Raw genomic sequence first — 22,907 nt, 5'->3', positions numbered from 1 at the left:
CCTCAACACGCTACCGAGGAGACATGGTGAAAGGCAGACCGACCTTGCGCTTAGTGCACTGTGGACGGACGAAAACGTCTCCTGTGGAACCTGAGAACGCCCGTGCGCGCAACTCGCGCGGAACCGCACGGGAGTCCTTCGAACAAGTGCGGTTCGCTGAGCGGACCTTCGGCGTTGCCGCGGTCTCGGTCCGCAATCAACAGTACCTCCACTTCAACCGGATCCCGGGAGGCAGCAATGCCCGCTGACGCACGACTGCAACGACAATCGACCAGGGCCGCATTGGCCGGTTGGTTCGGCACCACCATCGAGTTCTACGACTTCTTCATCTACGGCCTCGCTGCTTCGCTGTTGTTCCCGCAGATCTTCTTCCCGGCGAGCGACCCGGCGGTCGGAACGCTGATCTCGCTGTCCAGCTTCGGCGTCGGATACGTGGCGCGGCCCTTCGGCGCGTTGTTGTTCGGACACCTCGGTGACCGGATGGGCCGCAAGTCCATCCTCGTCAGCACTCTGCTGATGATGGGAGTCGCGACCACCGCGATCGGCTTGCTGCCGTCCTACGACCAGATCGGTCTCGCCGCACCGGTGCTGCTGGTCGCGCTGCGCATCGTGCAAGGCGTGTCGCTGGGCGGAGAGTCCAGCGGCGCCGTGGTGCTCACCGTGGAGCACGCCGAGAAGCATCGCCGCGGCTTCCTCGGCGGTGTGCTCAACACCGGTACGGCCATCGGCACCATCCTGGCGAACGGGATGTTCCTCCTGGTGGCGCAGCTTCCGGAGAGCGCGCTGCTGGCGTGGGGATGGCGGATCCCGTTCCTGGTGAGCGTGCTGCTCGTGGTCGCCGGAATCGTCATCCGGATGGGCCTGCGCGAGAGCCCGGAGTTCGCCGAGGTCAAGGGAACCGGCTCGGTGCACACCCTGCCGCTGATCGACGTGCTGCGGAAGTGCGGTGGCACCGTGGTGCTGGTGACGCTGGCGACCATCGGCGCGGGGGTCGTGATCACCGTGACTTCGGTCTACGCCCTGACCTACGGAAAGACGGTGCTCGGCCTGAGCACCTCCACGATGCTCGGCGCCCTGCTGCCGGGGCTCGTCGTGGTGGTCATCACCGCTCCGCTGTACGGCAGGCTGGCCGACCGGATCGGGCCGCGCACGGTCTTCACCGCCACCGCCGCGTCGATGGTCGTGCTCCCGTTCGTCTGGTTCCCCTTGCTCAACACCGGTGACCAAGGCCTGATGCTGCTCGGTTTCGTGCTGCTGTTCGCCGGCTACGCGGGCAACTACGCGATGTTCCCGGTGTACTTCTCGGAAGCGTTCCCGATCTCGCTGCGGTTCAGCGGCATGGCGATCGGCTTCACGATCGGCACGATCGCCGGCAACGCCTTCGCCCCCGCGATCAGCACGTGGCTGCTGGAATCGACCGGCACTTGGGTCGCGGTCGCCGGGTACATGGCAACGGCGGCGGCGGTGAGCCTCGTCGCCGGGCTCCTGATCCGAGAAGCGCGTTCCGAGCAATCCGGCAGCAGCCTTCGCCAGGAGTCGGGAGTCCCGGCGGCATGAGGATCGGGGTCCGGGTCCCTCCGTGCGCACCTCTGCCCGAGCTGGTGGCCTTCGTCCAGGAGGCGGAGCGCCGGGGGTTCGACGACGTGTGGTTCCCGGATTCGCAGCTGCTGTGGCGAGACGCCTTCGCCACAGCAGCTGCGGCGGCCGAGGGCACGTCGAGGATCGGCTTGGGCACGGCGGTGACGAACGTGGTGACCCGGCACCCGTCGGTGGTGGCAGGCGCAGCGCGGACAGTGGCCGAGCTCGCCCCGGGCCGGTTCGTCCTCGGGATCGGGGTCGGCAACAGCTCGGTGGCCCCGGTCGGCCTCGCCCCGTCAACCCGATCCGGTTTGCGCGCAGGAGTGACTGCGATCCGGCGCCTCCTTTCAGGCCAGGAGACGGACTTCGGTGGCGCGCGGGCACGACTGCGCGATCCCGCGGCCGTACCGATCCACGTGGCGGCAAGCGGGCCGCGGAACCTGAGGCTCGCAGGTGAGCTCGCGGACGGCGCGATACTCCTGTCCGGGGTGGCGCCTGAACCACTAGGTGCCGCGATCCGGCAGGTGGCGGCCGGCGCTGCCGGCCGGGAGTTCGGACCGATCACGGCGTCGGCGTTCTGCCGAGTCACCGGCGCGGTCCGACGGGACGCACGAGAACTGAAGCCGGTCTGCCTCAGCATCGCGGCGAACGGCGGAGCGGCATTCCTCGAGGAGGCGGGAGTTCGGGTGCACGTGCCCGAGCGGCTGCCGGACGCTCGCCCTGATCTCCTCCACGCAGAATCCTGGGAGTCCGCAGTCCGCGCCTGCGAATCTCTTGTGGACGATGACGCGGCGGAATTGTTCGCCCGCCGGTTCTGCCTGTACGGCACGGCGGAGGAGATCGCGGATCGGCTCGCCGAGCTGAGCCGGTCCGGCGTCTCGTCGGTGCTCCTCCAACACGTCGGATCGTACGACTTGCCGCGGAGCCTGGTCGCGGACTTCGCCGACCTGGTTCTGCCGATCGCAGGGCCCTAGTGCTTCTGCCGTAGACCGAGGTGATCGAGGTTCTCGTGTGGCTTGCCGCTGGTGGTCCGCCGGACTCGCTATGAGCGCGTCTACGCCAGATCGAGTAGCGCAGTTACGTGGGCGATGCCGTTGACCGGCGTCAGACGGCTGTGGCGAATGAATATTGGCCAGGTCGGAGAGATCCGGCTCATCTGGTCGGCGTTGCCCCGTCGGTCGAGCATCGAATGATCATTTGGCCGACTGCGCGCGCCGGGACTGCGAGCATCGGCGCTGTCATGGGCGGCAGTAGACGGCGAGCGCGTGCCCGGCCGTGACTCCCGGCCGGGCACTGCGGGTCGTTTCGAGGGTTTTCGCCGTCCCGTCCGTCCCGGCGCAGGTCCACTTGGGACATCTTGGTGGGACAGGCAGGGCTGCACTGTCGGCTCTGGCCCGCAATTCAACAGACCGCAGACGTTGGCCGCGCCTCCGTGTCCCGCGGGGTGGCATGGCAAACCTGCCGCAGTGTCGCGGCCTCTTGAGGTTTGAGAATCACGATGGCTTCAGTGCCAGGTGTGCGGGTCAGTAGTTGGCGGAGTCTCGCCAGAAGAGGTCGGCGAGGCGGTCGACGGTGCCCTGCATCTGCTGCAGGGCTTCGGGGATGTGGGCGCGGCCGAAGCGGCTGCGGGGGCCGTTGAGGGTCAGGATGGCGACCATGGTTCCCGCGCTGTCGCGGACCGGGCGCGACAGCGACAGCAGTTCCGGTTCGAGCTCGTTGTCGATGATGGCGAAGCCTTGTTCGCGGACTTGCTCCAGCTCCTTGAACAGGGCGTCGCGGTCGGTGATGGTGTACGGGGTGAACGCCTCGAGCTCGTCGGGCAGGGTTCGGCGCAGCTTCTCCGCGGGCTGTTCGGCGAGCAGGACCTTGCCGGTGGAGCTGGCGTGCATGGGGTAGCGCTCGCCGACCATGTTGCGCGAGACGATGCCGACCACGTGCGAGCCGGCGGCCTCGGCCACCAGATCGAGGCCGTCCTGGGCGTTCGGGATCGACAGGGTCACCGACTCGTTGAACTTGTCGGCCAGCTCCTGCAGCAGAGGCTGGGCGTGGGCGACCAGGCCCGCGTAGGGGTCGGCCTGCCTGCCCAGGCGGGCGAGTTCCCAGCCGAGGACGTAGTTGGTGTCGATGCGGTCGACGAAGCCGCCTTGTTCCAGGCTGTGGAGCAGCCGGAACGCGGTGGGCCTGCTCAGGCCCGCGGCCTTGCCGAGGGTGGTCACGGTGGCGCCGGTGCGCGGTTGAGCGGCCAGTTCGCGGAGCAGGCGCATTGCTTTGGTGACCGACTTGTTGGCCAAGTCGGGGTGCTCGGGCTCGTCGCCCATCGCTGCTCGCCTCCTGATCGCGCGGGTCCTGTCGTGCGAACAGCCTAACAGGCGCGTTCACTTAGTGGACGCGCTGGCGAGGACGTTGCCGAGGCGTCGTGCGCCTCGCTGGAGGGCCTCGGCGAGGTTGTGGCACCCGACGAGTGGAGTCGCCGCTGGTGAGCGGGCAGCGTGCCGCGGCAGGAGGTGCTGGTGCCGCCTTCCGCTCCGAGGGGTGCTAGTGGTGACGTCTTCGGGTCGACGCCGGTCGTGCCATCAGCCTCCATGAGTGTTTGCATTCTGAACGAATCGTTTGCCCGGCTGAGCCTTCTTCGGGGCTTGCGGGTTGAGCAGAACCCGCAAGCCCCGAATGCCGCAGGTCAGGCCGGGGAGACTTCGAACTGCACCGAGCCCCAGTCGGCGAACTCGCCGGTCCAGGTGCCGGGGGCGTTCATGCGGACTGCTTCCAGGCAGCTTCCCGGGAGGATGATCTGGCCGGGCTCGAACTCGACGTCGTAAGCGGCGAGGCGGTTGCACAGCCACGCGGTCGCCGACAGCGGGTTGCCGAGGATGTTGTTGGTGTTGCCCGACATCACCGGTTCACCGTTGAAGTGCAGGGTCCCTCTGGTGTCGCTGAGCCGGAGGTCGGTGATCTGGCGGGGCGTGCCGCCGAGGATCACCGCTCCGGTGGAGCCGTTGTCCGAGAGCGTGTCGGGCAGGTCGATCGCCCAGTTCTGCACCCGGGAGTCGATGATCTCGATCGCAGGCACGGCGTGCTCGACGGCGTTGATGACGTCGGCGACGGTGAGGTTCGGGCCGCGCAGGTGCCGTTTGAGCAGGAACGCGGGTTCCAGCTCGACGAAGGGTTCGATGAACCGCGCGGGGTCGACCGTGGTTCCTTCGTAGGTGAACGTGCTGGCCAGCAGGAAGCCGTAGTCGGGTTGGTCGAGCCCGAACGCGGCCTGCATGGCCTTGGCGATGTTGCCGAGCTTGTATCCGACGACGCGGTCGCCCTCGGACACGGCCATCTCGACGGTGAGCCGCTGGACCTCGAACGCGGCATCGGCGTCGAGCTGCTGCCAGGTCTTGGTCGGTGCGGCGATCGGGGTGCGGTTGAGGCGCGCGTGGCGCAGCGTCGTGGCGATCTCGTGGAGTTCGGTTGTCTGCATCGGGGTTTCCTCTTCTTTGAGGGCTGGGGCGTCAGTGGCCCGCGGCGAGTGCGGCGTGGGCGTACTTGTGGCCGGGGTGGTCTTCGGCGAGCCGGGTGTTGCCGGGGCCGTGGAGCTTCTCGCGCAGCGTGCGGCCCTGGTATTCGGTCCAGACGGCCTCGCGGCGCTGGAGTTCGGGCACGACGAGCTCGATGAAGTCGGCGATGTCCTGGTACTTCACGGCGTTTCCGAGGTTGAAGCCGTCGATGTCGCAGTCCTCGACCCAGCTGATGAGCTCGTCGGCGACGGTCTGCGGGGATCCGACGATGGTGGGGCCGCTGCCGCCGATGCCGATGAACTCGGCGATGTCGCGCGGTGTCCACTCCTTGTCCGGGTCCATCTTGGAGAACAGGTCCACCATGGTCTGGCCGGCGTCGGTCTTGACGTGCCGCAGCGGCACGTCGGGGTCGAACTGGGACATGTCCAGCGCGGTCCAGCCGCTGTAGCGGGCCATCGCACCGGAGTAGCTGACCAGCTTGCGGTACTGCTCGTACTTGGCCTGCGCCAGCTCGTCGGTCTCGGCGACAACGACGTTGAGCATCTGCAGCACCCGCAGCGAACGCGGATCGCGGCCGGCTTCGGCGGCCTGCGCGCGCAATGCGTCGACCTGGCGGCGCAGCGCCTTCTTCGAGACCGCGTTGACGAACACGCCCTCGGCGTGGGCTGCGGCCAGCGCACGGCCCTTCGACGAACCGCCTGCCTGGAAGATCACCGGGGTGCGCTGCGGCGACGGTTCGCAGAGCGCGAAACCGGGGACGTTGAAGTACTTGCCCTGGTGGTTGATGTCGTGCACCCGCTGCGGGTCGGCGTAGAGGCAGCGCTCCACGTCGCGGACCACGGCGGCGTCGTCCCAGGAGCCCTCCCAGAGCTTGTAGCAGACCTCCAGGTGTTCGGCGGCCACGTCGTAGCGCTCGTCGTGCGCGGGTAGCTGGCCGTTGCCGACGTTGCGGGCGGCGCTGTCGGCGTAGGAGGTCACCAGGTTCCAGCCGATGCGGCCGTCGGTGAGGTGGTCGAGCGTGCTGAACTTGCGGGCCAGCGTGTAGGGGTGCTCGTAGGTGGTCGAGCCGGTCAGGCCGAAACCGAGGTGCTCGGTGGCGGCGGCCATGGCCGAGATGACCAGCGCCGGGTCGTTGGCGGGCAGCTGCGCCCCGTCGGCCAGCGCGCCTGCGGCGCTGCCCTGGTAGACGTCGTGGTAGCCGGCGTTGTCGGCGAAGAACACGCCGTCGAAGTGGCCCTGCTCGAGCAGCTTGGCGTACTCGGTCCAGTAGCGGACGTCCTTGTAGCGGTGGCCCTGGTCCTTCTCGTGCCGCCACAGGCCCGCCGAAAGGTGTGCGGGCCCCTGGAACTCGAAGGCGAACAGGCGCATGCGGCGAGACGGCATGTCTTCTACTCCTCTGTGAGCTTTCCGGAGAAGGGTGGAGGCACCTCGAGCCGCTTTCGGTTCGAGGCGGGGGAGAGGCCGGCGGGCGGGGGCCGTCCGCCGGCGTGTGGTCACTGCGGCGGCGCCCAGTTCCGCGAGGCGCCGGGCTGGTGGGTGCTGCGCGGCAGTCCGAGCGGGTTGGACTCGCGCAGCGCTTCCGGCAGCAGGAATTCGGGCGCGTTCTGGTAGGTCACCGGCCGCAGGAAGCGCTCGATGGCCGCGGTGCCCACCGAGGTGGTCGACACCGCGGTGGTCGCCGGGTAGGGGCCGCCGTGCTGCTGTGCCGGGGTGACCGCGACGCCGGTCGGCCACTCGTCGAACAGGACGCGTCCGGACCGCGAGGCGGCCAGCGCGACCAGGCCGGTGACCTGCTGCCGCTCGGCGTCATCGGGCTGTCCGGCCAGGTGCGCGGTGACCGTGAGCGTCCCGGGAACCGCCGAGATCACCTCGCGCAGATCGTCATCGGTGTCGTACTCGGCGATGACCGCGCAGGGGCCGAAGTTCTCCTCCATCAGCACGGGCTCGGTCAGCAGGTCGGCCACCGATCCGGCGTGCAGGACGGTCGGGGACACCTGCGGGACACCGGAGGGATCGGCGTGTTCGGTGCCGCGCACGAGCACCTCGACGCCCTTGGCGGCTGCGAGCTCGGCGGTGCGTTCGCGGTAGCGCTCGGCGATCGACGAGGTGAGCATCCGCGCCGGCGGAACTTCCTGGGCGAGTTCGGCGATCCGCTTGGGCAGCTCGGAACCACTGGGCAGCAGCAGGATTCCGGGCTTGGTGCAGAACTGACCGGCGCCGAGGGTGAAGGAGCCGACGAAGCCCGCGGCGATCTGCTCGCCGCGCTCGCGCTCGGCCCCGCTGGTGACCACCGCGGGGTTGATGCTGCCGAGTTCACCGAAGAACGGGATCGGGTTCGGCCGCGATGAGGCGATGTCGAACAGGGCCCTGCCGCCGGCGACCGAACCGGTGAACGCGCCCGCGGCGATGCGCGAGTCGCGCAGCGCGGTGACCCCGGCCTGCCTGCCGGTGAGCAGCGCGAAAGTGCCCTCCGGTGCTCCCGCGGTCCGCAGGGCGGAGTTCACGACTTCAGCGGTCTTGCGGGAGGTCTCGGGGTGGCCGGGATGTGCCTTGAGCAGGACCGGGCAGCCCGCGGCGAGTGCCGAGGCGGTGTCGCCGCCGGCGACGGAGAAGGCGAAGGGGAAGTTGCTCGCGGCGTAGACCAGCACGGGCCCCAGCGGGATCAGCCACCGGCGCAGGTCCGGACGGGCGCCCAGCACGAAGTCGGGGTCCTGGCGGTCGAGGGCGATGCGCAGGTAGGAGCCGTCGCGCAGGTGCTCGGCGAACATGCGCAGCTGCACGGTGGTGCGCTTGAGCTCGCCGGTGAGCCGTCCTTCGGCGAGGCCGGTCTCGCGCATGGCCTCGGCGATCAGGTCGTGGCCGGCGGTGTCGAGCGCGTCGGCGACCGCCGACAGCGCGTCCGCTCGATCGTGCGGTGACCGCTGTCCCCAGTCGGCTGCCGCGGAGGTCGCGGCGGCCAGCAGCGCCTCGAGCTCCTCCGGGGTTTCTTCCGGTTCGGTCAGGTGCGGTGTGGTGTTCATCTGGTGGTGTGCTCTCACTTCGTCGCGATGGGGGAGCGGGTTCAGGGCTGGGGCTGCTGGTAGGTGCCCAGTTGGCCGCGGTGGAAGATCAGGGGCTGGCCGTGGCCTGCTTCGAGGCGCAGGACTTCGGCGACGACGATGACGTGGTCGCCGCCTTCGAGTTCGTGCAGCGGCTTGCAGTCGATCCAGGCGTGGGCGCCGGCGATCTGGGGGCTGCCTTCGGCGGATGTGCGCCAGTCGAGCTGCGCGAACTTGTCGGCCTGCTTGCTGGAGAGGGCTTTGCAGACGTGGTGCTGGTCGTCGGCCAGGACGCTGGCGCTGAAGTGGCCGCTGCGGATCTTGGGCCAGCTGCTGGAGGTGGTGGCGACGCTGAAGGTCACCAGCGGCGGGTCCAGCGACAGCGATTGGAAGGTGCCCACCACGAGTCCGGCGGGGGTGCCGGTGGCGGGTTCGCGGCCGGCCACCACGGTCACGCCGGTGGGCAGGTGGCCGATGACGTCGCGGAAGTAGCGGGGTTCGATCGTCGGGGTCGACAGTGTCATGATCGCGTTGCCTCCCAGTCAGTGCCGGTGTTCGATGGGTGGTCAGGTGAGAGCGGTGGTGATGTCGCGGGCGACGCGGTGGCCGCTTTCGATGGCGCCATCGATGAACCCGGCCCAGAGGTTGGCGTAGTCGCTGCCGGCGAAGTGCAGGACGCCTTCGGCGCGCTGCTGGGCGGCGAAGTAGCGGGTCAGCTGGTTCGGCTTCTGCATCAGCCAGGTCTCGCGGGAGTGCGGGTCGGCCATCCAGTCGTGCCCGGTGACCTCCAGGACTTCCAGGTCGTCCCGCCACACCCGCAGCGCCTCGGCGACGGCGTCGCGGTCGTTCGGGGAGATCCGGGAGGCGTCGGCGCCGAAGGAGACCAGCACCGCGTCGTCGTCGCCCAGGAATTCGGTGCGCACCACCGACAGCGGGTGCGCGGCCGAGGAGTAGGCGAAGAACGGCTTGATCGGGCCGCGCACCCGGATCCAGACCTTCACGCCCTTCGAGGCCGTGCCTTCGGCGGTGACGGCCTTCTTCTCCGCGCACAACCCCGGTGAGATGTCCAGGTCACCGAGGAGGTTCTGCGGCAGGGTCAGCACCACGCGCCGCGCGCGGATCCGCTCGCCGCCGGTGGTGGTCACGACTGCGCCGTCGGCGTCGTGCTCGATGCGGGAGACTTCGGTGGAGGTGCGGATGTCGGCGTCGGTGTCGGCCACGATCGCCTCGATCAGCGACCGAGTTCCCGAGGCCAGCCGGAACACCGCCGAGGCCTCGTGCATCAGGTGCCACGAACCCGCGGTGGCCGCGGTCCAGCGCAGCGCGCTGGTGAAGGCGCCGTCGCCCAGCGGGGCGTTGAAGTGCCCCACCCACGCGGCCTCGTTGGCGCGGTACTCCTCGACCGGCAGGTCGAGCTCGTCGAGCTTGTCCTGCACGCTGAACCCGTCCACCGAAGCCAATTCGGGGTTCGACAGCGGCTTGTCGGGCCGGGGAATGTGTTGCATCGTGCCTTCGAGCAGGCGACGCATGCCCGGGTCGATGAGCTCCATGAACCCGTCGAGGGTCCCGGTGCGGACGTCGTCGCCGGCCAGCCAGTAGGCCTCCTCCGGTCGCGGCCCGCGAGTGACCTCCAAGCCGTAGCGGTTGACCTCGGCCCACGCGTGCGGCTGCACCCAGTGCAGCCAGGTCCCGCCGATCTCCAGGTCCCGGCCCAACCGGTGATCGGTCCACACCCGGCCCCCCAGCCGGTCGCGGGCCTCCAGCACCGTCACGCGCAGGCCCTTGCGGTCCAGCTCGCGGGCGGTGATCAGACCGGCGACCCCGCCACCGACCACGACGACATCGGTTTCTTCAGACACAGCGGCACTCCCTCGCAGTCGGCAACGCCGGGTTTCACGCGCTCAAGATCGAGCAAATTACGAACAGAGCGTTCAATATACGAACGCAACGGGGGATATTGTGACCCCGCTCGCTCGGCGCGTCAAGAGTCTTATCCGGTGCGGACTTGCAAGGTCAGGGGCGCATTTCTGCTTGACGGCGCACCGGCGCAGTGCGAGCATCCGTGAACAAGACGTTCATTACTTGAACGAGCGTTGCGGTGTGTCCTTCGGACGGCCCAGCGCGCAGGATCCGGCCATCACTCGCAGCGGCGGTCAGCGTCCAGCCGGGTGATCCACGCGTGCAGGAGAGATCGATGCCCACGTCGAGCATTGCCGAAGCCGTCGCCACCCTCGCCGCAGGCGGGAAGGTCCTCGTCGTCGACGACGAGGACCGGGAGAACGAAGGCGACCTGATCATGGCCGCCGAACACGCCACCACCGATGAGGTCGCGTTCTTCCTGGAGCACACCTCGGGGTTCCTGTGCGTGTCGGTCGACGAGCGCCGGGCCGCCGAGCTCGACCTGGACCTGATGGTTTCCGCCAACACCGAGAGCCACGGCACCGCGTTCCTGGTCAGCGTCGACTACCGGCACGGCACGACCACCGGCATCAGCGCGAGCGACCGCGCCGCCACGATCCGGGCGTTGGCCGATCCGACGCTGGCGCCCTCGGAGCTGGCCCGTCCCGGCCACGTGATGCCGCTGCGCGCCAAGCCGGGCGGGGTGCTGGAGCGCACCGGTCACACCGAGGCCGGCGTGGACCTGTGCCGCGCGGCCGGGCTCAGCGGTGCCGCTCTGCTGTGCGAGATCGTCACGCCGGACCGCAAGGCCATGATGCGCCGTCCCGAGCTGGATGCCTTCGCTGCGGAGCACGCGATTCCGATGATCTCGATCGCCTCCCTGGTGGACTGGATGCGCGAGCACGGCGGAGTTCGCCGCACCGGGCAGGCCGAACTGCCCACCGATCTCGGGCACTTCCGCGCGCTGAGCTACGAGACGGCCGACGGCGTCGAACACCTCGCACTGGTGATGGGCGAGGTCGACGGCGAGGACGTGCTGGTCCGCCTGCACAGCGAATGCCTCACCGGGGACCTGCTCGGCTCGCTGCGCTGCGACTGCGGTGCGCAACTGCGCACCGCGATGGAGTCGGTCGCTGCCGCAGGGCGCGGCGTCATCATCTACATGCGCGGGCACGAGGGCCGCGGCATCGGGCTCGGGCGCAAGCTGCGCGCCTACGAACTCCAGCAGCACCAGGGCATGGACACCCTAGAGGCCAATCGCGCGCTGGGCCTACCGGTCGACAGCCGCGACTACGACCCGGCCGCGCTCATCCTCACCGAACTCGGTGTCGGGTCGGTGCGCTTGCTGACCAACAACCCGGACAAGTGTCGCGCGTTGGCCGACCGGGGTATCACCATCAGCGAGCGGCTTCCGCTGGAGGCCGAACCCAACGCGCACAACATGCGCTACCTGGCCACCAAACGAGACCGGATGGGCCACCTGCTCGAACAGCCGGCCTGAACGAGGACTGGAGCCATCGATGACGGATTCGTTGCCGTCCACCATGCACGCGGTGATGCTCAACGGCCACGGCGGTCTCGAACAGCTCGAATACCGCACGGACGTGGCCGTGCCCCGGCCTGGTCCCGGCGAGGTCCTGATCAAGGTTGCCGCGGCCGGGATCAACAACACCGACATCAACACCCGGATCGGCTGGTACTCGAAGTCGGTCGGGCAGGCCACCAACACCGGCGGCACGACCGGCTTCGAGGGCGTGAACGACGCCGACGCGACCTGGTCGGGCGAGCCGATGCAGTTCCCGAGGATCCAGGGCGCCGACTGCTGCGGCCACGTCGTCGCGGTCGGTGATGAGGTGGACCCGTCGCGGATCGGGGAGCGGGTCCTTGTGCGGAACATGCTGCGCAGCTACGTCGACTACCGGCCCTACGAGTGCTGGACCTTCGGCAGCGAATGCGACGGCGGGTTCGCCCAGTTCGCCGTGGCACCGGCGCGCGAGACCCACGCGGTGGACTGCACCTGGTCCGATGTGGAGCTCGCCGCCGTACCGTGCGCCTGTTCCACCGCCGAGAACATGCTGCACCGCGTCGACCTCGGCTCGGAACGGGTGCTGGTCACCGGTGCTTCGGGCGGTGTGGGCTCGGCCGCGGTGCAGCTGGCCAAGCGCAGGGGGGCGACCGTGATCGCGGTCTGCTCGGCCGCCAAGGCCGAGGAGGTGCGCGCTTTCGGTGCCGACCGGGTCGTCGATCGCGGCGCCGACCTGGTCGCCGAGCTGGGTCAGGGTTCGGTCGACGTCGTGGTCGATCTCGTGGGCGGCGAGCAGTGGCCGGCGTTGCTCGACCTGCTGCGTCGTGGGGGTCGCTACGCCACGGCGGGCGCGATCGGTGGGCCCATCGCGCAGATCGACCTGCGCACGCTCTACCTCAAGGACCTGACGCTGGTGGGCTGCACCTTCCAGGACGACGAGGTGTTCGCCAACCTGATCTCCTACGTCGAGGCCGACGAATTCCGGCCGCACGTCGCGAAGGTGTTCCCGCTCCACGAGATCGGGAAGGCGCAGGAGGAGTTCTTGAACAAGAAGTTCATGGGCAAGCTCGTGCTCACCATGCCGGAGGCCGAAAGTTGAGGATCGCCGAAGTCCACGTCTACAGCCACGATCTGCCCGTCCACGACGGTCCGTACCGGATGGCCCACGCCGATGTCCGGGCGTTGAAGACCACGCTGGTGAAACTGGTCGCTGACAACGGGCTGACCGGATGGGGCGAGACGTGCCCGGTCGGCCCCACCTACGCTGAGTCCCACGCGGCCGGTGCGGTCGCGGCGGTCTCGGAGATCGCGCCCGGGCTGCTGGGAACCGAGGTGTTGCCGGTTCCGTTGCACCGGCGGATGGGCGGGCTGCTGCACGGCCACCACTACGCCAAGGCCGCGATCGACATCGCCGCCCACGACCTGCTGGGCAAGCACCTCGGTGTCAGCGTCTCCGACCTGCTCGGCGGTGCGATCACCGACCGCGTTCCCTCCTACTACGCCCTCAGCATCGGTGACCCGGGGGAGACCGCGCGCCTGGCCGCGGAGAAGCGCGACCAGGGCTACCCGCGCCTGCAGGTCAAGATCGGTGGCCGACCGGTGGAGCAGGACATCGAGACCATCCGCAAGGTCTGGGAGGTCACCCGGAGTGCGGGCACAGCCCTGGCAGTCGATGGAAACCGCAGCCTGACCACCCGCGACGCGCTGCGGATCAGCCGCGAGTGCCCAGACGTCCCCTTCTTCCTGGAACAGCCCTGCAACACCGTCGACGACCTCCGCAAGATCCGCCCGCAGATCGATCACGCCCTCTACCTGGACGAGAGCGGCACGAGCCTGGACGCGGCGATCAGCGCGGCCGGGACCGGACTGGTCGACGGGTTCGGGATGAAGGTCACCCGGCTCGGCGGACTGCACCCCATGCGCGGCTTCCGAGATCTCTGCGCAGCCCGGGGTCTGCCGCACACCTGCGACGACTCCTGGGGCGGCGACATCATCGCCGCGGCCTGCACCCACATCGGCGTCACGGTGGCGCCTGAGCTGCTGGAGGGCGTTTGGGTGGCGGCTGATCACATCGACGGCCACTACGACCCGGACAACGGCATCACCGCCGAGAACGGCCACATCAAGCGTCCCGATGGCCCCGGACTGGGCATCACCCCGGACGAAACCCTCTTCGGTGCCCCAACGGCGTCCTTCTGAGAGGAGATTGCGGTGAAGATCGACAAGATCGAGCTGTACCAGCTGGATCTGCCTTATTCGGGTGGGGTTTACCGGCTGTCGGGCGGTCGGGAGTACCGCAGTTTCGACGCCACCTTCGTGCGGTTGGTGACCGACACCGGACTCGAAGGGTGGGGCGAGAGCACGCCCTTCGGATCCACCTACATCGCCGCGCACGCGTTGGGCGCGCGGGCCGGCATCACCGAGATCGCACCCCGGCTGCTGGGGAGCGATCCGCGTCAGGTCGATCGGATCAACGAGGCGATGGACGCTGCGCTGGTCGGGCACAACCACGCGAAATCGGCGATCGACCTGGCCTGCTGGGACGTGTTCGGCAAGTCGGGCTGCCGGCCTGCGAACTCCTCGGCGGTTCCACCGGCCAGCGGCTGCCGGCGATCTCGTCGATCTACTCCGGAACCCCGGAGGAGATGCGGGAACGCGTGGCCCAACACCGCGAGCAGGGCTACCTGGGGCACTCGATCAAGATCGGTGCCCTCGACTCCGAAGGCGGGCCGGCGTTGGACGCCGAGCGGATCAGCGCTTGCCTGGCCGACCGCAAACCGGGCGAGTTCTTCCTGGCCGACGCCAACGGGGGACTCACACCGGAGACCGCGCTGCGGATGCTGCGAATGCTGCCCGGAGGAACGGATTTCGTGCTCGAGGCTCCGTGCGGGACGTGGCGGGAGACGATGTCGCTGCGCCGCCGCTGCACGGTCCCGATAGTCATCGACGAGCTCGTGCAGCACGAGGACGACCTGATCACGATGATCAGCCAGGACGTCGCCGACGGGATCGGTCTGAAGGTCTCCAAGGCAGGCGGACTGACCCGTGGGCGACGGCAGCGCGACATCGCGCTCGCCGCGGGAGCGACGGTGAGCGTGCAGGACACCGTCGGCTCGACCATCGCCTTCGCCGCCGTGGCCCACCTGGCTGCAACCGTGCCGGAGCGCTTCCTGCGGTGCGTGCTCGACTGCCGCAGCATGGTCAGCACCGAGACGGCCGACTTCGACGCTCCGATCACCAGAGGTGGCGTCCTGGTCCCGGACCGCCCAGGACTCGGCCTCGACGTCCGCGTCGACCGACTCGGCGCACCGCTCCAGGTGTGGGAGGCCTAGGCCCAACGGCGAGAAGTGCTGTGGTCCCTGGAACTCTCCGAGGACCACAGCACTTCCGCGTCTCAGCGCCTCGCGGCGTGGTTGTGCATCACGTGCTTGGTGCGGGAGTAGTCGTCGAGGGCGTAGAGGGACAGGTCCCTGCCGTATCCGGAGCCCTTGAAGCCGCCCCACGGCACCTCGTTGGCCAGAGCGAGGTGGGAGTTGACCCAGACGGTGCCGGCGTCGATGCGCGCGGGCAGCTCGTGCGAGCGTCGTGCGTTCTCGGTCCACACCGAGGCCGAGAGCCCGTAGGGCACGTCGTTGGCACGGCGGATGGCCTCGTCCTCGTCGCGGAAGGTCTCCACGGTGACCACCGGGCCGAAGACCTCCTCGCGGGTGATCTCCGCGCCTTCCGGCACGTCGACGAGCACGGCGGGTGCCACGAAGTATCCGGGCCCGTCGAGCGCAGCTCCGCCGAGCGCGGCCCGTGCCCCGTCCCGCTGCGCGCGTTCCAGGTAACCGCGCACGCGGTCGAAGTGCGCCCGGGACACCACCGGACCGATCTCCACGCCGTCCACAGCGGGTTCTCCCGCGGTCAGCGACGCGGCTTCACGCACCAGGTGCTCGACGAAGCGATCGGCCACCGACTCGTGCACCAGCACGCGGCAGGCCGCGCCGCACTCCTGGCCGGAGTTCCAGAACGAGGCGGTGCGCAGGGTTTCGGCTGCGGCGGCGAGATCGGCGTCTTCGAAGATCAGCACCGGCGCCTTGCCGCCGAGCTCGAGGTGGACCCGCTTGAGGCCTTCGGACGCGGCCCGGGCCACCGCGCGACCGCTGTTGACCGAGCCGGTCAGCGCCACCAGGTCGATGTCGGGGTGCGAGGACAGCCGCGCACCCACCACGTCACCGCGGCCGGTGACGATGTTGAGCACGCCCGCCGGGATCAGATCGTTCACCAGCTCGGCGAACTTCAGCGTGGTCACCGGGGTCTGCTCGGAGGGCTTGAGAACGCAGGTGTTGCCCGCGGCCAGGATCGGCGCGATCTTCCAGGCGGCCATCATCAGCGGGTAGTTCCAGGGCGTAACCACACCGACCACGCCGACCGGCTCTCGCTGGATCACCGACAGGTGCCCGTCGAGGTAGTCGCCGCCGGCCATCGAGGTCGTGGCGCGCACCGCGCCGGCCATGAAGCGGAAGATGTCGACGGTGCCTGCGATGTCGTCGTGGGCGACGGCCAGCGGTTTTCCGGTGTTGGCCGCTTCCATCCTGGCGAGCAGATCGCCGTGCGCCTCCACGCGGTTGGCGATCGCGTGGAGCGCGTCGGAGCGGTCCTTGGGAACCAGCCGAGCCCACGACGTCTTGGCCCTCATCGCGGCGGCGACCGCCTGGTCGACGTCCTCGGCGGTGCCGTCCGGGGCCTGGCACAGGACCCGTTCCGAGCATGGGTCGACCACGTCGAGCACCCGGGTCGAGGTGGAGTCGACGTAGCCGCCGTCGATGAAGTGGCGGGACGGCGGCAGGTCCGAGGACGAGCACAGCGGACGGGAATCGGCGCTGCGCAGCACCGTGCCCGACACGGCGGTCGGCAACGGTGCCCGCTGACCCAGCGCCGCGGCCGCTTCGGCCGAAACCCGTTCTGCGGTCTCAGCATCGAGTTCCAGCAGTGGACTGCGCGGAGCGCCCATCGGCAGGCCCAGCGAGTTGAGGATGGCCTTGACCGCGGGGACGAACGGCATCGACATCAGCGACTCCATCAGCGGGTAGAGCCGAGACCACTCGGCGCGCGCCCGGTCCAGCTCGCCGGCCTGCAGCGCGCGGTGGAGGGAGACCAACTCGGCCGGCACCACGTTGCCGCTACCGGCGACCACGCCGGCCGCGCCTTCGGTGAGGGTGGCCAGGATGAGCGTGTCCCAGCCGCCGAAGGTGGTGATCACGTCGCCGTAGCGGTGGATGAGCTGGCGCACCCGCGACATGTCCGCGTTGGTGTCCTTGACGTAGCGGATGTTGTCGACTTCGCGAGCCAGCCGTCCGATTGTCCCGGGGGCGAGGTCGACGCCGGTCACGCCGGGCAGGTTGTAGAGCATCACCGGGATGTCGACGCTCTGGGCGACGGTGCGCAGGTAGTGCTCGGTCTCGTCCTCGCTCAGCGGCTCGTAGTAGGGCGTGACCAGCATGACGACCGAGGCGCCGGACTCCTGCGCGTGGCGGGACAGCCGGATGGCCTCCGCTGTGCTCACCGCTCCGGTCTGTGCGATCACTGGGACGCGCCCGGCCGCGTGCTCGACCACGGTCTCCACGACCAGGCGACGCTCCTGCTCGCTCATCGCGGCGAACTCGCCGGTCGAGCCGCACGCGACCAACCCGTCGACTCCGCCGTCGATGTTGCGGTCGACCACACTCCTCAGTGCATCGACGTCGATTCTCCCGCCGGCGGTGAACGGGGTCGGCAGGGCGGTGAGAATACCGCTCAATTGCTGCGACATGCAGAAATCTCCTCGGTTCGTCTGCGTTCGGCTTCAGTTCCGGGTGACAGGCCGCGAGGCGTTGGAGCAACGCGGGGCGGAAGCACCTCGTCGACCGCTGCACTCGAAAGGGGCGATGTGCGGTGCTCATCGAGCGATCGCGCATGGTGTGGCGGCTGGCCTCGGGGCGCGAGCTCGATGCCGTGCTCCGGATGTCTTGCACGTCGCTGCGCTGCGTCGTGGTGGATTCTCTGCAGTCATCGGACGGCTCCCGCGGCGGCCCGGAACGCCGCGAGCTCACGCGGCGCGCAATGTGCGAGTAGCAACACCTCCGCGAGACGTTCATTATACGAACGAAATGTTCGATGTAGAGAACGTACTGAGGCGGCTGTGTCGCGGTCAAGGGGGCGTCGGGTGCGATGGGGCGGGGTTGTCGGTCAGGCGCGGCCTCAACGCGTTGGCCCACCTGTGAGCGAGGGCTGTAGTGCGGTTCTTCGCGAGATCGCCTTGCCTGCTCGCTGTTTGGCCGTTTTTTCGGGAGGGCTCCCGGCAAGGCGTCGTCCACTTCACGGAAACCCTTGACTTGCTTGCCGAGCCTCTGTCAAAGTTTTTGGTCATCACGTTCGAAAAATGAACACGGTCGGGTGTTTGGTTGTGGCGGGGCTGATTCGCCGCCGCGTGTCAGCACCCGCTCACCAGTTCGTCCGCGCTCGGTGCCGATCTGCGGCCGCAGCCATGAACCAGGAGGGCCGCGCAGCCGTAGCCAGGACCCGCTCCAGGTCCGCACCACGTTGATTCGCCTCGATCGTCAGAAACGAGGGACAAGGATGTCCGATAGAAGAAATGACCACTCCGCAGAGCCCGAAGGTGCGCGGAACCTTCGCGAGGAGGACTGCATCGTCCTCGACAAACCGGCCCTCGTCCGCGCACAGGTCGGTGCCGGCGTCGGCAACTTCATGGAGTGGTACGACGTCGGGGTCTACGGCTACCTCGCCGTCACCCTGACCCAGGTGTTCACCGCCGGCATGGACCCAACGCTCGGCCTGCTCGTGACGCTGTTCGGGTTCGCCGTCTCGTTCCTGGTCCGCCCGCTCGGTGGCATCATCCTGGGACCGCTGGGCGACAAGATCGGCCGCCGCAAGGTCATGTTCTTCACCATCGCCCTCATGGCCGTGGCCACCACTCTGATCGGCCTCCTGCCGAGCTCGGGCACGCTGGGCGCATGGGCTGTTGTGCCCCTCTACTTGCTGCGCATGGTCCAGGGTTTCTCCACCGGCGGCGAATACTCCGGTGCGGCCACGTACATCGCGGAGTTCGCGCCGGACAAGAACCGCGGATTCTGGACCTCGTTGCTCAACAGCGGCTCGCAGCTCGGATTCGCGGCAGGTGCCGGAGTCGTTGCTGCGACCAGCGGCATCGCCACCCAGTTCTGGGGCCCGGACGCCATGGTCAACGGCGGCTGGCGCATCCCGTTCCTCGTGGCGTTCTTCCTCGGCATCATCGCGATCGCACTGCGCAGCAGGGTCTCGGAGTCGCCCAGTTTCGAGGCCGCGCAACAGAAAACCGTGGAACAGGCGGCGAATCCGATGTTCGTCCGCCACAACCTGCCCGGCGTTTTCAAGCACTACTGGCCTCAGGTGCTGATCGGCATCGCCCTCATCGGTGCCGACGGCGCATCGTCCTACACCCTGACCAGCTACATGCCCACGTACTTGGAGACCCAGGTCGGGATCGCCACGTTCCACACGGCGCTGGCCACCGTGGTCATCCTCGTGCTGCAGGCTGCGCTGCTGCCGGTCTTCGGGCGGATGTCGGACAGGCTCGGGCGCAAGCCGGTCTACCTCGCAGCGGCGATCGGCAACCTGATCCTCCTGGTCCCGGCGTTCGCGCTGATGAACCTGGGGACCACGTGGTCGCTCTACGTCGCGCTGATGCTGGTGATGATCCCGGGAACGCTGTTCCTGTGCATGAACGCCGCCGTGATGGCCGAGCTGTACCCGACCGCGTCGCGCTACTGCGCCGTCGGATTCGTGCAGAACATCGCGACCTCGCTGTTCGGCGGCACGGTGCCGCTGGTCTCCCAGCTGCTGGTGCAGGTGACGGGCAACAGCTACGCGCCCGCGTTCTACGTCATGTTCTTCTCCGCCATCGCAGTGGTAGCCGCCCTGTTCATGCGCGAGACCGCCGCTCGCCCGCTGCGCGGATCGGTCCCGGTGGTCTCCAGCAGGGAAGAAGCCCGCGAACTAGTCGCAGGCCAGGACGCCGACGAACGACTGGACACCTCGACCATGCTCCTGGCGCCCCGTCCGAAGGTGGACGATCGGGCCTGAAACCACGACAGCGAGCAAGAAGCGGCTCGCACCAGAGTGGAGTCGTCGTGCTGGTAGCGGTGATTCGATACTCGATGGCCCAGATTCGGATGGCTACCGGCGACCTCTGAGGCAAACGATTTGGGGTGTGCGGCTTGGTAACCCGCACACCCCAAACCCCAGCGTCGAGGTCGCGCCTGAAACTCCCGCCGGGGCGGCGAACGGATTCGGAGCCGCGCACGATACTCGCCTGGTTCAGTGCGATCGCGAAAGAGCGCTTGGAAGCAGCGATCGCGTTGAGTCCGTCCCACCGCATGTCGTGATCGTGTTTCTGCTGGTCAGGAGGTCTCACCCGCCTTCTGCTTCCTGAGACCAGTTGAAGCAGAGGGCTGCTAGAGCACGCGACACCAGGTTCCACAAGCCGTTTGATGTTGGCGAGTGTTTGCTCCAGTCCGGCGCGAATTCGGGGTCCGTCCGCGCGTTCGGTATCAGCGTTACCGTGACCGTGACGCCCTCGGCGTCGGCTACATGCAGGTCGCCGTGGTACTCGTTCGGGCCTTCCGGGGTTCCAGCACATGGAGCGTGCCTGCGAATGTGTGCGACCAGGCGTGGCGCGGCGTCGTCCCTCGACTTCTGCGACGACGTGGACTTCCTGTTCACCGTTGGTTTCGGCCGAGGTCATCGCTTCGAAGTAGTGGGGCAGGTTGGCCACGTCGCGAGGTAGTCGAACAGTGCGTCGGCGTCACAACGCAGCGTCGTCCTGTGCTCGTGGTGTCCCATGGCCACTCTTCTGCCGCTTCGATTTGTGAGCCGCACTCCGAGAACTCCAGCAGTCGTCACCAGCGCTGTGCGGTGACCGTCGGGCAGTTGCCGTCCGTGCCCAGCAGACTGGATTGGAGCGGAGCCACCGCGGGTAGCACACCAATGAGGACACAACGCGATGAGGGCAGGGAGACACGCTGATGTTGCGCAAGCTGGCTAACGCTGGAGTCACCTCGGACATGATGTTCGTCGCCGGGTTCGCCTCGATCGGGGCGAGTTTCGTGTCATGGATTGCCTCCGCCAAGGTGGAAGAAGCTGACGTGGACCGCGCGGATCGGTGGGGGATTTTCGTGGGGGAGTGGGCCCCCACCTTCTTCGCTCTCGGTATCGCCCTGCGCCTGGAGGAGGACAGCCGTCGAGGAATCGGTGACAGGGTGCGTCGGTCGTGCGGACGCTGACTGGCAAACTCCATCTGCATGGATCCTGCTCAGGCCGCTGCCGAAGGAGCCCCGAGGACCCCGCTGCCACGCCGTGCCCGCGGCGTGATCCGTTAGCTGCCCAGCATTCCTGGGGTGAACCAGGAATGCTGGTCTGTGATTCCGCTCGTGTCCTGCTCGGTTGCCCTTCGACGAGCATGTGGACCGGAGTCATGTTGCGAGAGCGGTGCCGACCTCAGCCCGTCGAGTCCGGTCTTTCCATCAACTTGAAGGTGTCGAGCGCGCTTTCGACCTTTCTTGCGGTAGCGGGTGCGGCAAAAGGTCTGCACTAGGTTTCCGCAGTTCAGACGGCCCACGGTTCATTGACTTATGCCCTGGACAGGTGTTTACTGAGGGTGCGGTGAATCGATTGAGAAGGTCGGTGAACCGAAGGGGCGATGGCGCGACAGCCCCGGAGGAATGCATGGTCCAACGTCAAGGACGTTCGTAGTCCTGAGCCCTGCCGGAAGTTCCCTAGCAGGCGGAGTTCAGGAGTGGGAAAGACGCTCGTCGAACTCGAGCTAGCGTTCCGGTAAGGGTCTCCGCAGTGCGGAGGCCCTTACATCCGTATGCGGCCGGTTGTGTGACGCTCGTGCAGCGTCTTCGCGATTCGGGGTTACCGGAGACGCCCGGTGCGAGCAGCGTCATGCCGCAACGCTTCGTCAACGCCTGGGAGATCAACGATTTCCGCTGGGTCCCTTCGGAGTCCCCCAACCGAACGTCGTCGCCGACCTGCTGGTGGCCGAACCCTTGGAGGGCGACCGGCGCGAGTGCTTGAGCGACGTTTTGTGGGTGGAGTCGACCCGTGTCAGGCTTGTTCGCTCGCCTCGTGCCGGTCGGCGGCGTAGACCGTTGCGGCGGCCTGCGCGAGTCGTGCCCATATCGCGGCCTCGGTCAGGCGTGCCTGCCTGATCTCCCCGGTGGAGTGTTCCTTGGCTTGCTGCAGACATTGCTCGGCCGATCTCGTGTACTCCTCGGGGTGCTTCATGACGTACTCCTGTTCGTTGCGACCCGACGCGCTGTTTCGGCGCCTCCCAGCGCACGCCCGGGTCCCAGCCTCTGGTCCAGAGGCTGGGCCGGCACGGGGATCCGCTGGAAGAGAGCCGACCTGTTTAGCCGTCGGAGTCTTCGGTGGCCCCGGCGATCACGCGGGGTTCGTCGCCTCGATCGACGCTGATGCGGCGGGGTTTGGCCTGCTCGGCTACCGGGATCCGCACGGTCAGCACCCCGTTGCGGTACTCAGCCTGGATTCGGTCGGCATCCAGGGCTCCGCCGAGCTGCAGTTGCCGGGCGAACGTTCCGGTGGGGCGTTCGGCGACCACGTAGCTGATTTCCGCATCACTGGGCTTGGTCGGGCTGCGCTGAGCATGCACTGTCAGTGTGTTGTGCTCGGCGATGATTTCCAGAGATTCGCCCTCAATGCCTGGTAGGTCGAACTCGACGACGTACTCCTCACCGCGACGGTAGGCGTCCATCGGCATGGGCTGCGGCGCGCGGGTCGCACTGAGCACCTCGTTGGCCAACCGGTTGATGTCGCGGAACGGGTCGAACCGCAGTACCGGCATCGCACACCTCCTTAAGAACACAAACCCTGGGGATTTGCCGTTCCTGGATGGCAGCCTCAGGTGCGCTCTTGGTGGCGGGGTGACGTCCCCGCTGACACATGGTGCAACTCGACTGCTAACAGAATTCTAGTCCGGTAAGGACAGATTCCTCCATGCACAGCGACGCTTGTGACAGACGCGCATTCGAGAGTCGACTGGGCATGATGACTGCGGTGTCAGCCCGTTTGAATAGGTAGCGTGGGCACTGAAGGTCCGCTTGCGCCCGGCTTCGCTCGCGTTTCCGATGATGAAACCGACGCCCAGCGGGATCACCACTCCGATGACCATGTCGACGGGCAGACCGACGGCGCCGGTCGGCGTGCCGGAACGAGGTGCGAGGGACGCGCGTGCGGGTGTCAGCCGTGCACGTGCAGCGGCTTGCCGGCCAGGGCGAGGTGGGCCTCGCCCAGGGCTTCGGTCTGGGTGGGGTGGGCGTGGAC

17 protein-coding genes and 1 pseudogene are annotated in these 22,907 nt (G+C 68.1%); 9 read left to right on the top strand and 9 right to left on the bottom strand.

Going from position 1 to position 22,907, the window contains the following annotated elements; translation table 11 throughout:
• Positions 1 to 237 precede the first annotated feature (237 nt).
• Both AB0J91_RS20205 and AB0J91_RS20200 read left to right on the top strand, forming a co-directional pair.
• Positions 238 to 1,557: an MFS transporter gene (locus AB0J91_RS20205; protein WP_363870967.1), complete on the top strand. Its 1,320-nt coding sequence runs from the start codon at positions 238 to 240 to the stop codon at positions 1,555 to 1,557.
• Positions 1,554 to 2,552: an LLM class flavin-dependent oxidoreductase gene (locus tag AB0J91_RS20200; RefSeq protein ID WP_363870964.1), complete on the top strand. Its 999-nt coding sequence runs from the start codon at positions 1,554 to 1,556 to the stop codon at positions 2,550 to 2,552. The genes AB0J91_RS20205 and AB0J91_RS20200 overlap by 4 nt, the downstream gene beginning before the upstream one ends.
• A gap of 549 nt (positions 2,553 to 3,101) precedes the next feature.
• Here AB0J91_RS20200 and AB0J91_RS20195 read toward each other — a convergent pair.
• The 6 genes from AB0J91_RS20195 to AB0J91_RS20170 all read right to left on the bottom strand — a co-directional run bounded on the left by AB0J91_RS20195 (position 3,102) and on the right by AB0J91_RS20170 (position 9,978).
• Positions 3,102 to 3,896 (bottom strand): IclR family transcriptional regulator, encoded by a 795-nt coding sequence (locus tag AB0J91_RS20195; RefSeq protein WP_363791256.1) that lies wholly within the window; start codon positions 3,894 to 3,896, stop codon positions 3,102 to 3,104.
• Between the two features lie 359 nt (positions 3,897 to 4,255).
• The gene (locus tag AB0J91_RS20190) at positions 4,256 to 5,044 is read right to left on the bottom strand and encodes a fumarylacetoacetate hydrolase family protein (protein ID WP_363870961.1); all 789 of its coding nucleotides are present in this window, start codon (positions 5,042 to 5,044) and stop codon (positions 4,256 to 4,258) included.
• A gap of 31 nt (positions 5,045 to 5,075) precedes the next feature.
• Positions 5,076 to 6,464 carry an LLM class flavin-dependent oxidoreductase gene (locus tag AB0J91_RS20185; protein WP_363870959.1) on the bottom strand — a complete coding sequence of 463 codons (1,389 nt, stop codon included), beginning with the start codon at positions 6,462 to 6,464 and terminating at the stop codon, positions 5,076 to 5,078.
• Positions 6,465 to 6,574: 110 nt separating this feature from the next.
• Positions 6,575 to 8,101: an aldehyde dehydrogenase (NADP(+)) gene (locus AB0J91_RS20180; RefSeq protein WP_363870957.1), complete on the bottom strand. Its 1,527-nt coding sequence runs from the start codon at positions 8,099 to 8,101 to the stop codon at positions 6,575 to 6,577.
• 41 nt (positions 8,102 to 8,142) lie between these two features.
• Positions 8,143 to 8,643, bottom strand: a complete 501-nt coding sequence (locus AB0J91_RS20175; RefSeq protein ID WP_363870954.1) for a flavin reductase family protein — start codon at positions 8,641 to 8,643, stop codon at positions 8,143 to 8,145.
• A gap of 42 nt (positions 8,644 to 8,685) precedes the next feature.
• Complete coding sequence (locus tag AB0J91_RS20170) at positions 8,686 to 9,978, bottom strand: NAD(P)/FAD-dependent oxidoreductase (RefSeq protein WP_363870951.1); 1,293 nt, start codon at positions 9,976 to 9,978, stop codon at positions 8,686 to 8,688.
• 335 nt (positions 9,979 to 10,313) lie between these two features.
• Between AB0J91_RS20170 and ribA the strand changes: the two genes are divergently transcribed.
• The 5 genes and pseudogenes from ribA (at position 10,314) to AB0J91_RS20145 (ending at position 14,875) form a co-directional block, all read left to right on the top strand.
• Positions 10,314 to 11,519 (top strand): GTP cyclohydrolase II, encoded by a 1,206-nt coding sequence (gene ribA, locus AB0J91_RS20165; protein ID WP_363870948.1) that lies wholly within the window; start codon positions 10,314 to 10,316, stop codon positions 11,517 to 11,519.
• Between the two features lie 19 nt (positions 11,520 to 11,538).
• Positions 11,539 to 12,642, top strand: a complete 1,104-nt coding sequence (locus AB0J91_RS20160) for an alcohol dehydrogenase family protein (protein WP_363870945.1) — start codon at positions 11,539 to 11,541, stop codon at positions 12,640 to 12,642.
• The gene (locus AB0J91_RS20155) at positions 12,639 to 13,742 is read left to right on the top strand and encodes a mandelate racemase/muconate lactonizing enzyme family protein (RefSeq protein ID WP_363870942.1); all 1,104 of its coding nucleotides are present in this window, start codon (positions 12,639 to 12,641) and stop codon (positions 13,740 to 13,742) included. Before AB0J91_RS20160 ends, AB0J91_RS20155 begins: the two co-directional genes overlap by 4 nt.
• A gap of 12 nt (positions 13,743 to 13,754) precedes the next feature.
• A pseudogene (locus AB0J91_RS20150) lies at positions 13,755 to 14,090 on the top strand (mandelate racemase/muconate lactonizing enzyme family protein); the annotation flags it as partial.
• 98 nt (positions 14,091 to 14,188) lie between these two features.
• Complete coding sequence (locus tag AB0J91_RS20145) at positions 14,189 to 14,875, top strand: enolase C-terminal domain-like protein (protein ID WP_363870939.1); 687 nt, start codon at positions 14,189 to 14,191, stop codon at positions 14,873 to 14,875.
• 62 nt (positions 14,876 to 14,937) lie between these two features.
• Here the strand turns inward: AB0J91_RS20145 and dapA are convergent, their stop codons facing one another.
• On the bottom strand, positions 14,938 to 17,337 hold the full coding sequence (dapA, locus tag AB0J91_RS20140; RefSeq protein WP_363870936.1) for a 4-hydroxy-tetrahydrodipicolinate synthase: 2,400 nt from the start codon (positions 17,335 to 17,337) through the stop codon (positions 14,938 to 14,940).
• Positions 17,338 to 18,143: 806 nt separating this feature from the next.
• On the opposite strand from dapA, the gene AB0J91_RS20135 reads away from it, so the two are divergent.
• Together AB0J91_RS20135 and AB0J91_RS20130 are read left to right on the top strand one after the other, a co-directional pair.
• On the top strand, positions 18,144 to 19,646 hold the full coding sequence (locus AB0J91_RS20135) for an MFS transporter (RefSeq protein WP_363870933.1): 1,503 nt from the start codon (positions 18,144 to 18,146) through the stop codon (positions 19,644 to 19,646).
• 941 nt (positions 19,647 to 20,587) lie between these two features.
• Positions 20,588 to 20,845, top strand: coding sequence for a hypothetical protein (locus AB0J91_RS20130; RefSeq protein WP_363870930.1), 258 nt, complete (start codon positions 20,588 to 20,590; stop codon positions 20,843 to 20,845).
• A gap of 826 nt (positions 20,846 to 21,671) precedes the next feature.
• Here the strand turns inward: AB0J91_RS20130 and AB0J91_RS20125 are convergent.
• Entirely contained in the window at positions 21,672 to 21,851 is a 180-nt protein-coding gene (locus AB0J91_RS20125; protein WP_363870927.1) for a hypothetical protein, read from the bottom strand.
• 124 nt (positions 21,852 to 21,975) lie between these two features.
• On the bottom strand, positions 21,976 to 22,428 hold the full coding sequence (locus tag AB0J91_RS20120; protein WP_363870924.1) for an Hsp20/alpha crystallin family protein: 453 nt from the start codon (positions 22,426 to 22,428) through the stop codon (positions 21,976 to 21,978).
• Positions 22,429 to 22,907 lie beyond the last annotated feature (479 nt).

The sequence above is a fragment of the Saccharopolyspora sp. NPDC049357 genome (genome assembly GCF_040677225.1).
Lineage (GTDB): Bacteria > Actinomycetota > Actinomycetes > Mycobacteriales > Pseudonocardiaceae > Saccharopolyspora.
Note: the sequence above shows the minus strand (reverse complement) of the source record. Positions and strands in the feature narration are given on the sequence as shown.

Coding starts and splice junctions, on each gene's coding strand:
- AB0J91_RS20160 (WP_363870945.1), top strand. CDS start 11,539: ATGACGGATTCGTTGCCGTCCACCATGCACGCGGTGATGCTCAACGGC.
- AB0J91_RS20190 (WP_363870961.1), bottom strand. CDS start 5,044: ATGCAGACAACCGAACTCCACGAGATCGCCACGACGCTGCGCCACGCG.
- dapA (WP_363870936.1), bottom strand. CDS start 17,337: ATGTCGCAGCAATTGAGCGGTATTCTCACCGCCCTGCCGACCCCGTTC.
- AB0J91_RS20120 (WP_363870924.1), bottom strand. CDS start 22,428: ATGCCGGTACTGCGGTTCGACCCGTTCCGCGACATCAACCGGTTGGCC.
- AB0J91_RS20125 (WP_363870927.1), bottom strand. CDS start 21,851: ATGAAGCACCCCGAGGAGTACACGAGATCGGCCGAGCAATGTCTGCAG.
- AB0J91_RS20185 (WP_363870959.1), bottom strand. CDS start 6,464: ATGCCGTCTCGCCGCATGCGCCTGTTCGCCTTCGAGTTCCAGGGGCCC.
- AB0J91_RS20145 (WP_363870939.1), top strand. CDS start 14,189: ATGCGGGAACGCGTGGCCCAACACCGCGAGCAGGGCTACCTGGGGCAC.
- AB0J91_RS20195 (WP_363791256.1), bottom strand. CDS start 3,896: ATGGGCGACGAGCCCGAGCACCCCGACTTGGCCAACAAGTCGGTCACC.
- ribA (WP_363870948.1), top strand. CDS start 10,314: ATGCCCACGTCGAGCATTGCCGAAGCCGTCGCCACCCTCGCCGCAGGC.
- AB0J91_RS20200 (WP_363870964.1), top strand. CDS start 1,554: ATGAGGATCGGGGTCCGGGTCCCTCCGTGCGCACCTCTGCCCGAGCTG.
- AB0J91_RS20130 (WP_363870930.1), top strand. CDS start 20,588: ATGTTGCGCAAGCTGGCTAACGCTGGAGTCACCTCGGACATGATGTTC.
- AB0J91_RS20205 (WP_363870967.1), top strand. CDS start 238: ATGCCCGCTGACGCACGACTGCAACGACAATCGACCAGGGCCGCATTG.
- AB0J91_RS20175 (WP_363870954.1), bottom strand. CDS start 8,643: ATGACACTGTCGACCCCGACGATCGAACCCCGCTACTTCCGCGACGTC.
- AB0J91_RS20135 (WP_363870933.1), top strand. CDS start 18,144: ATGTCCGATAGAAGAAATGACCACTCCGCAGAGCCCGAAGGTGCGCGG.
- AB0J91_RS20180 (WP_363870957.1), bottom strand. CDS start 8,101: ATGAACACCACACCGCACCTGACCGAACCGGAAGAAACCCCGGAGGAG.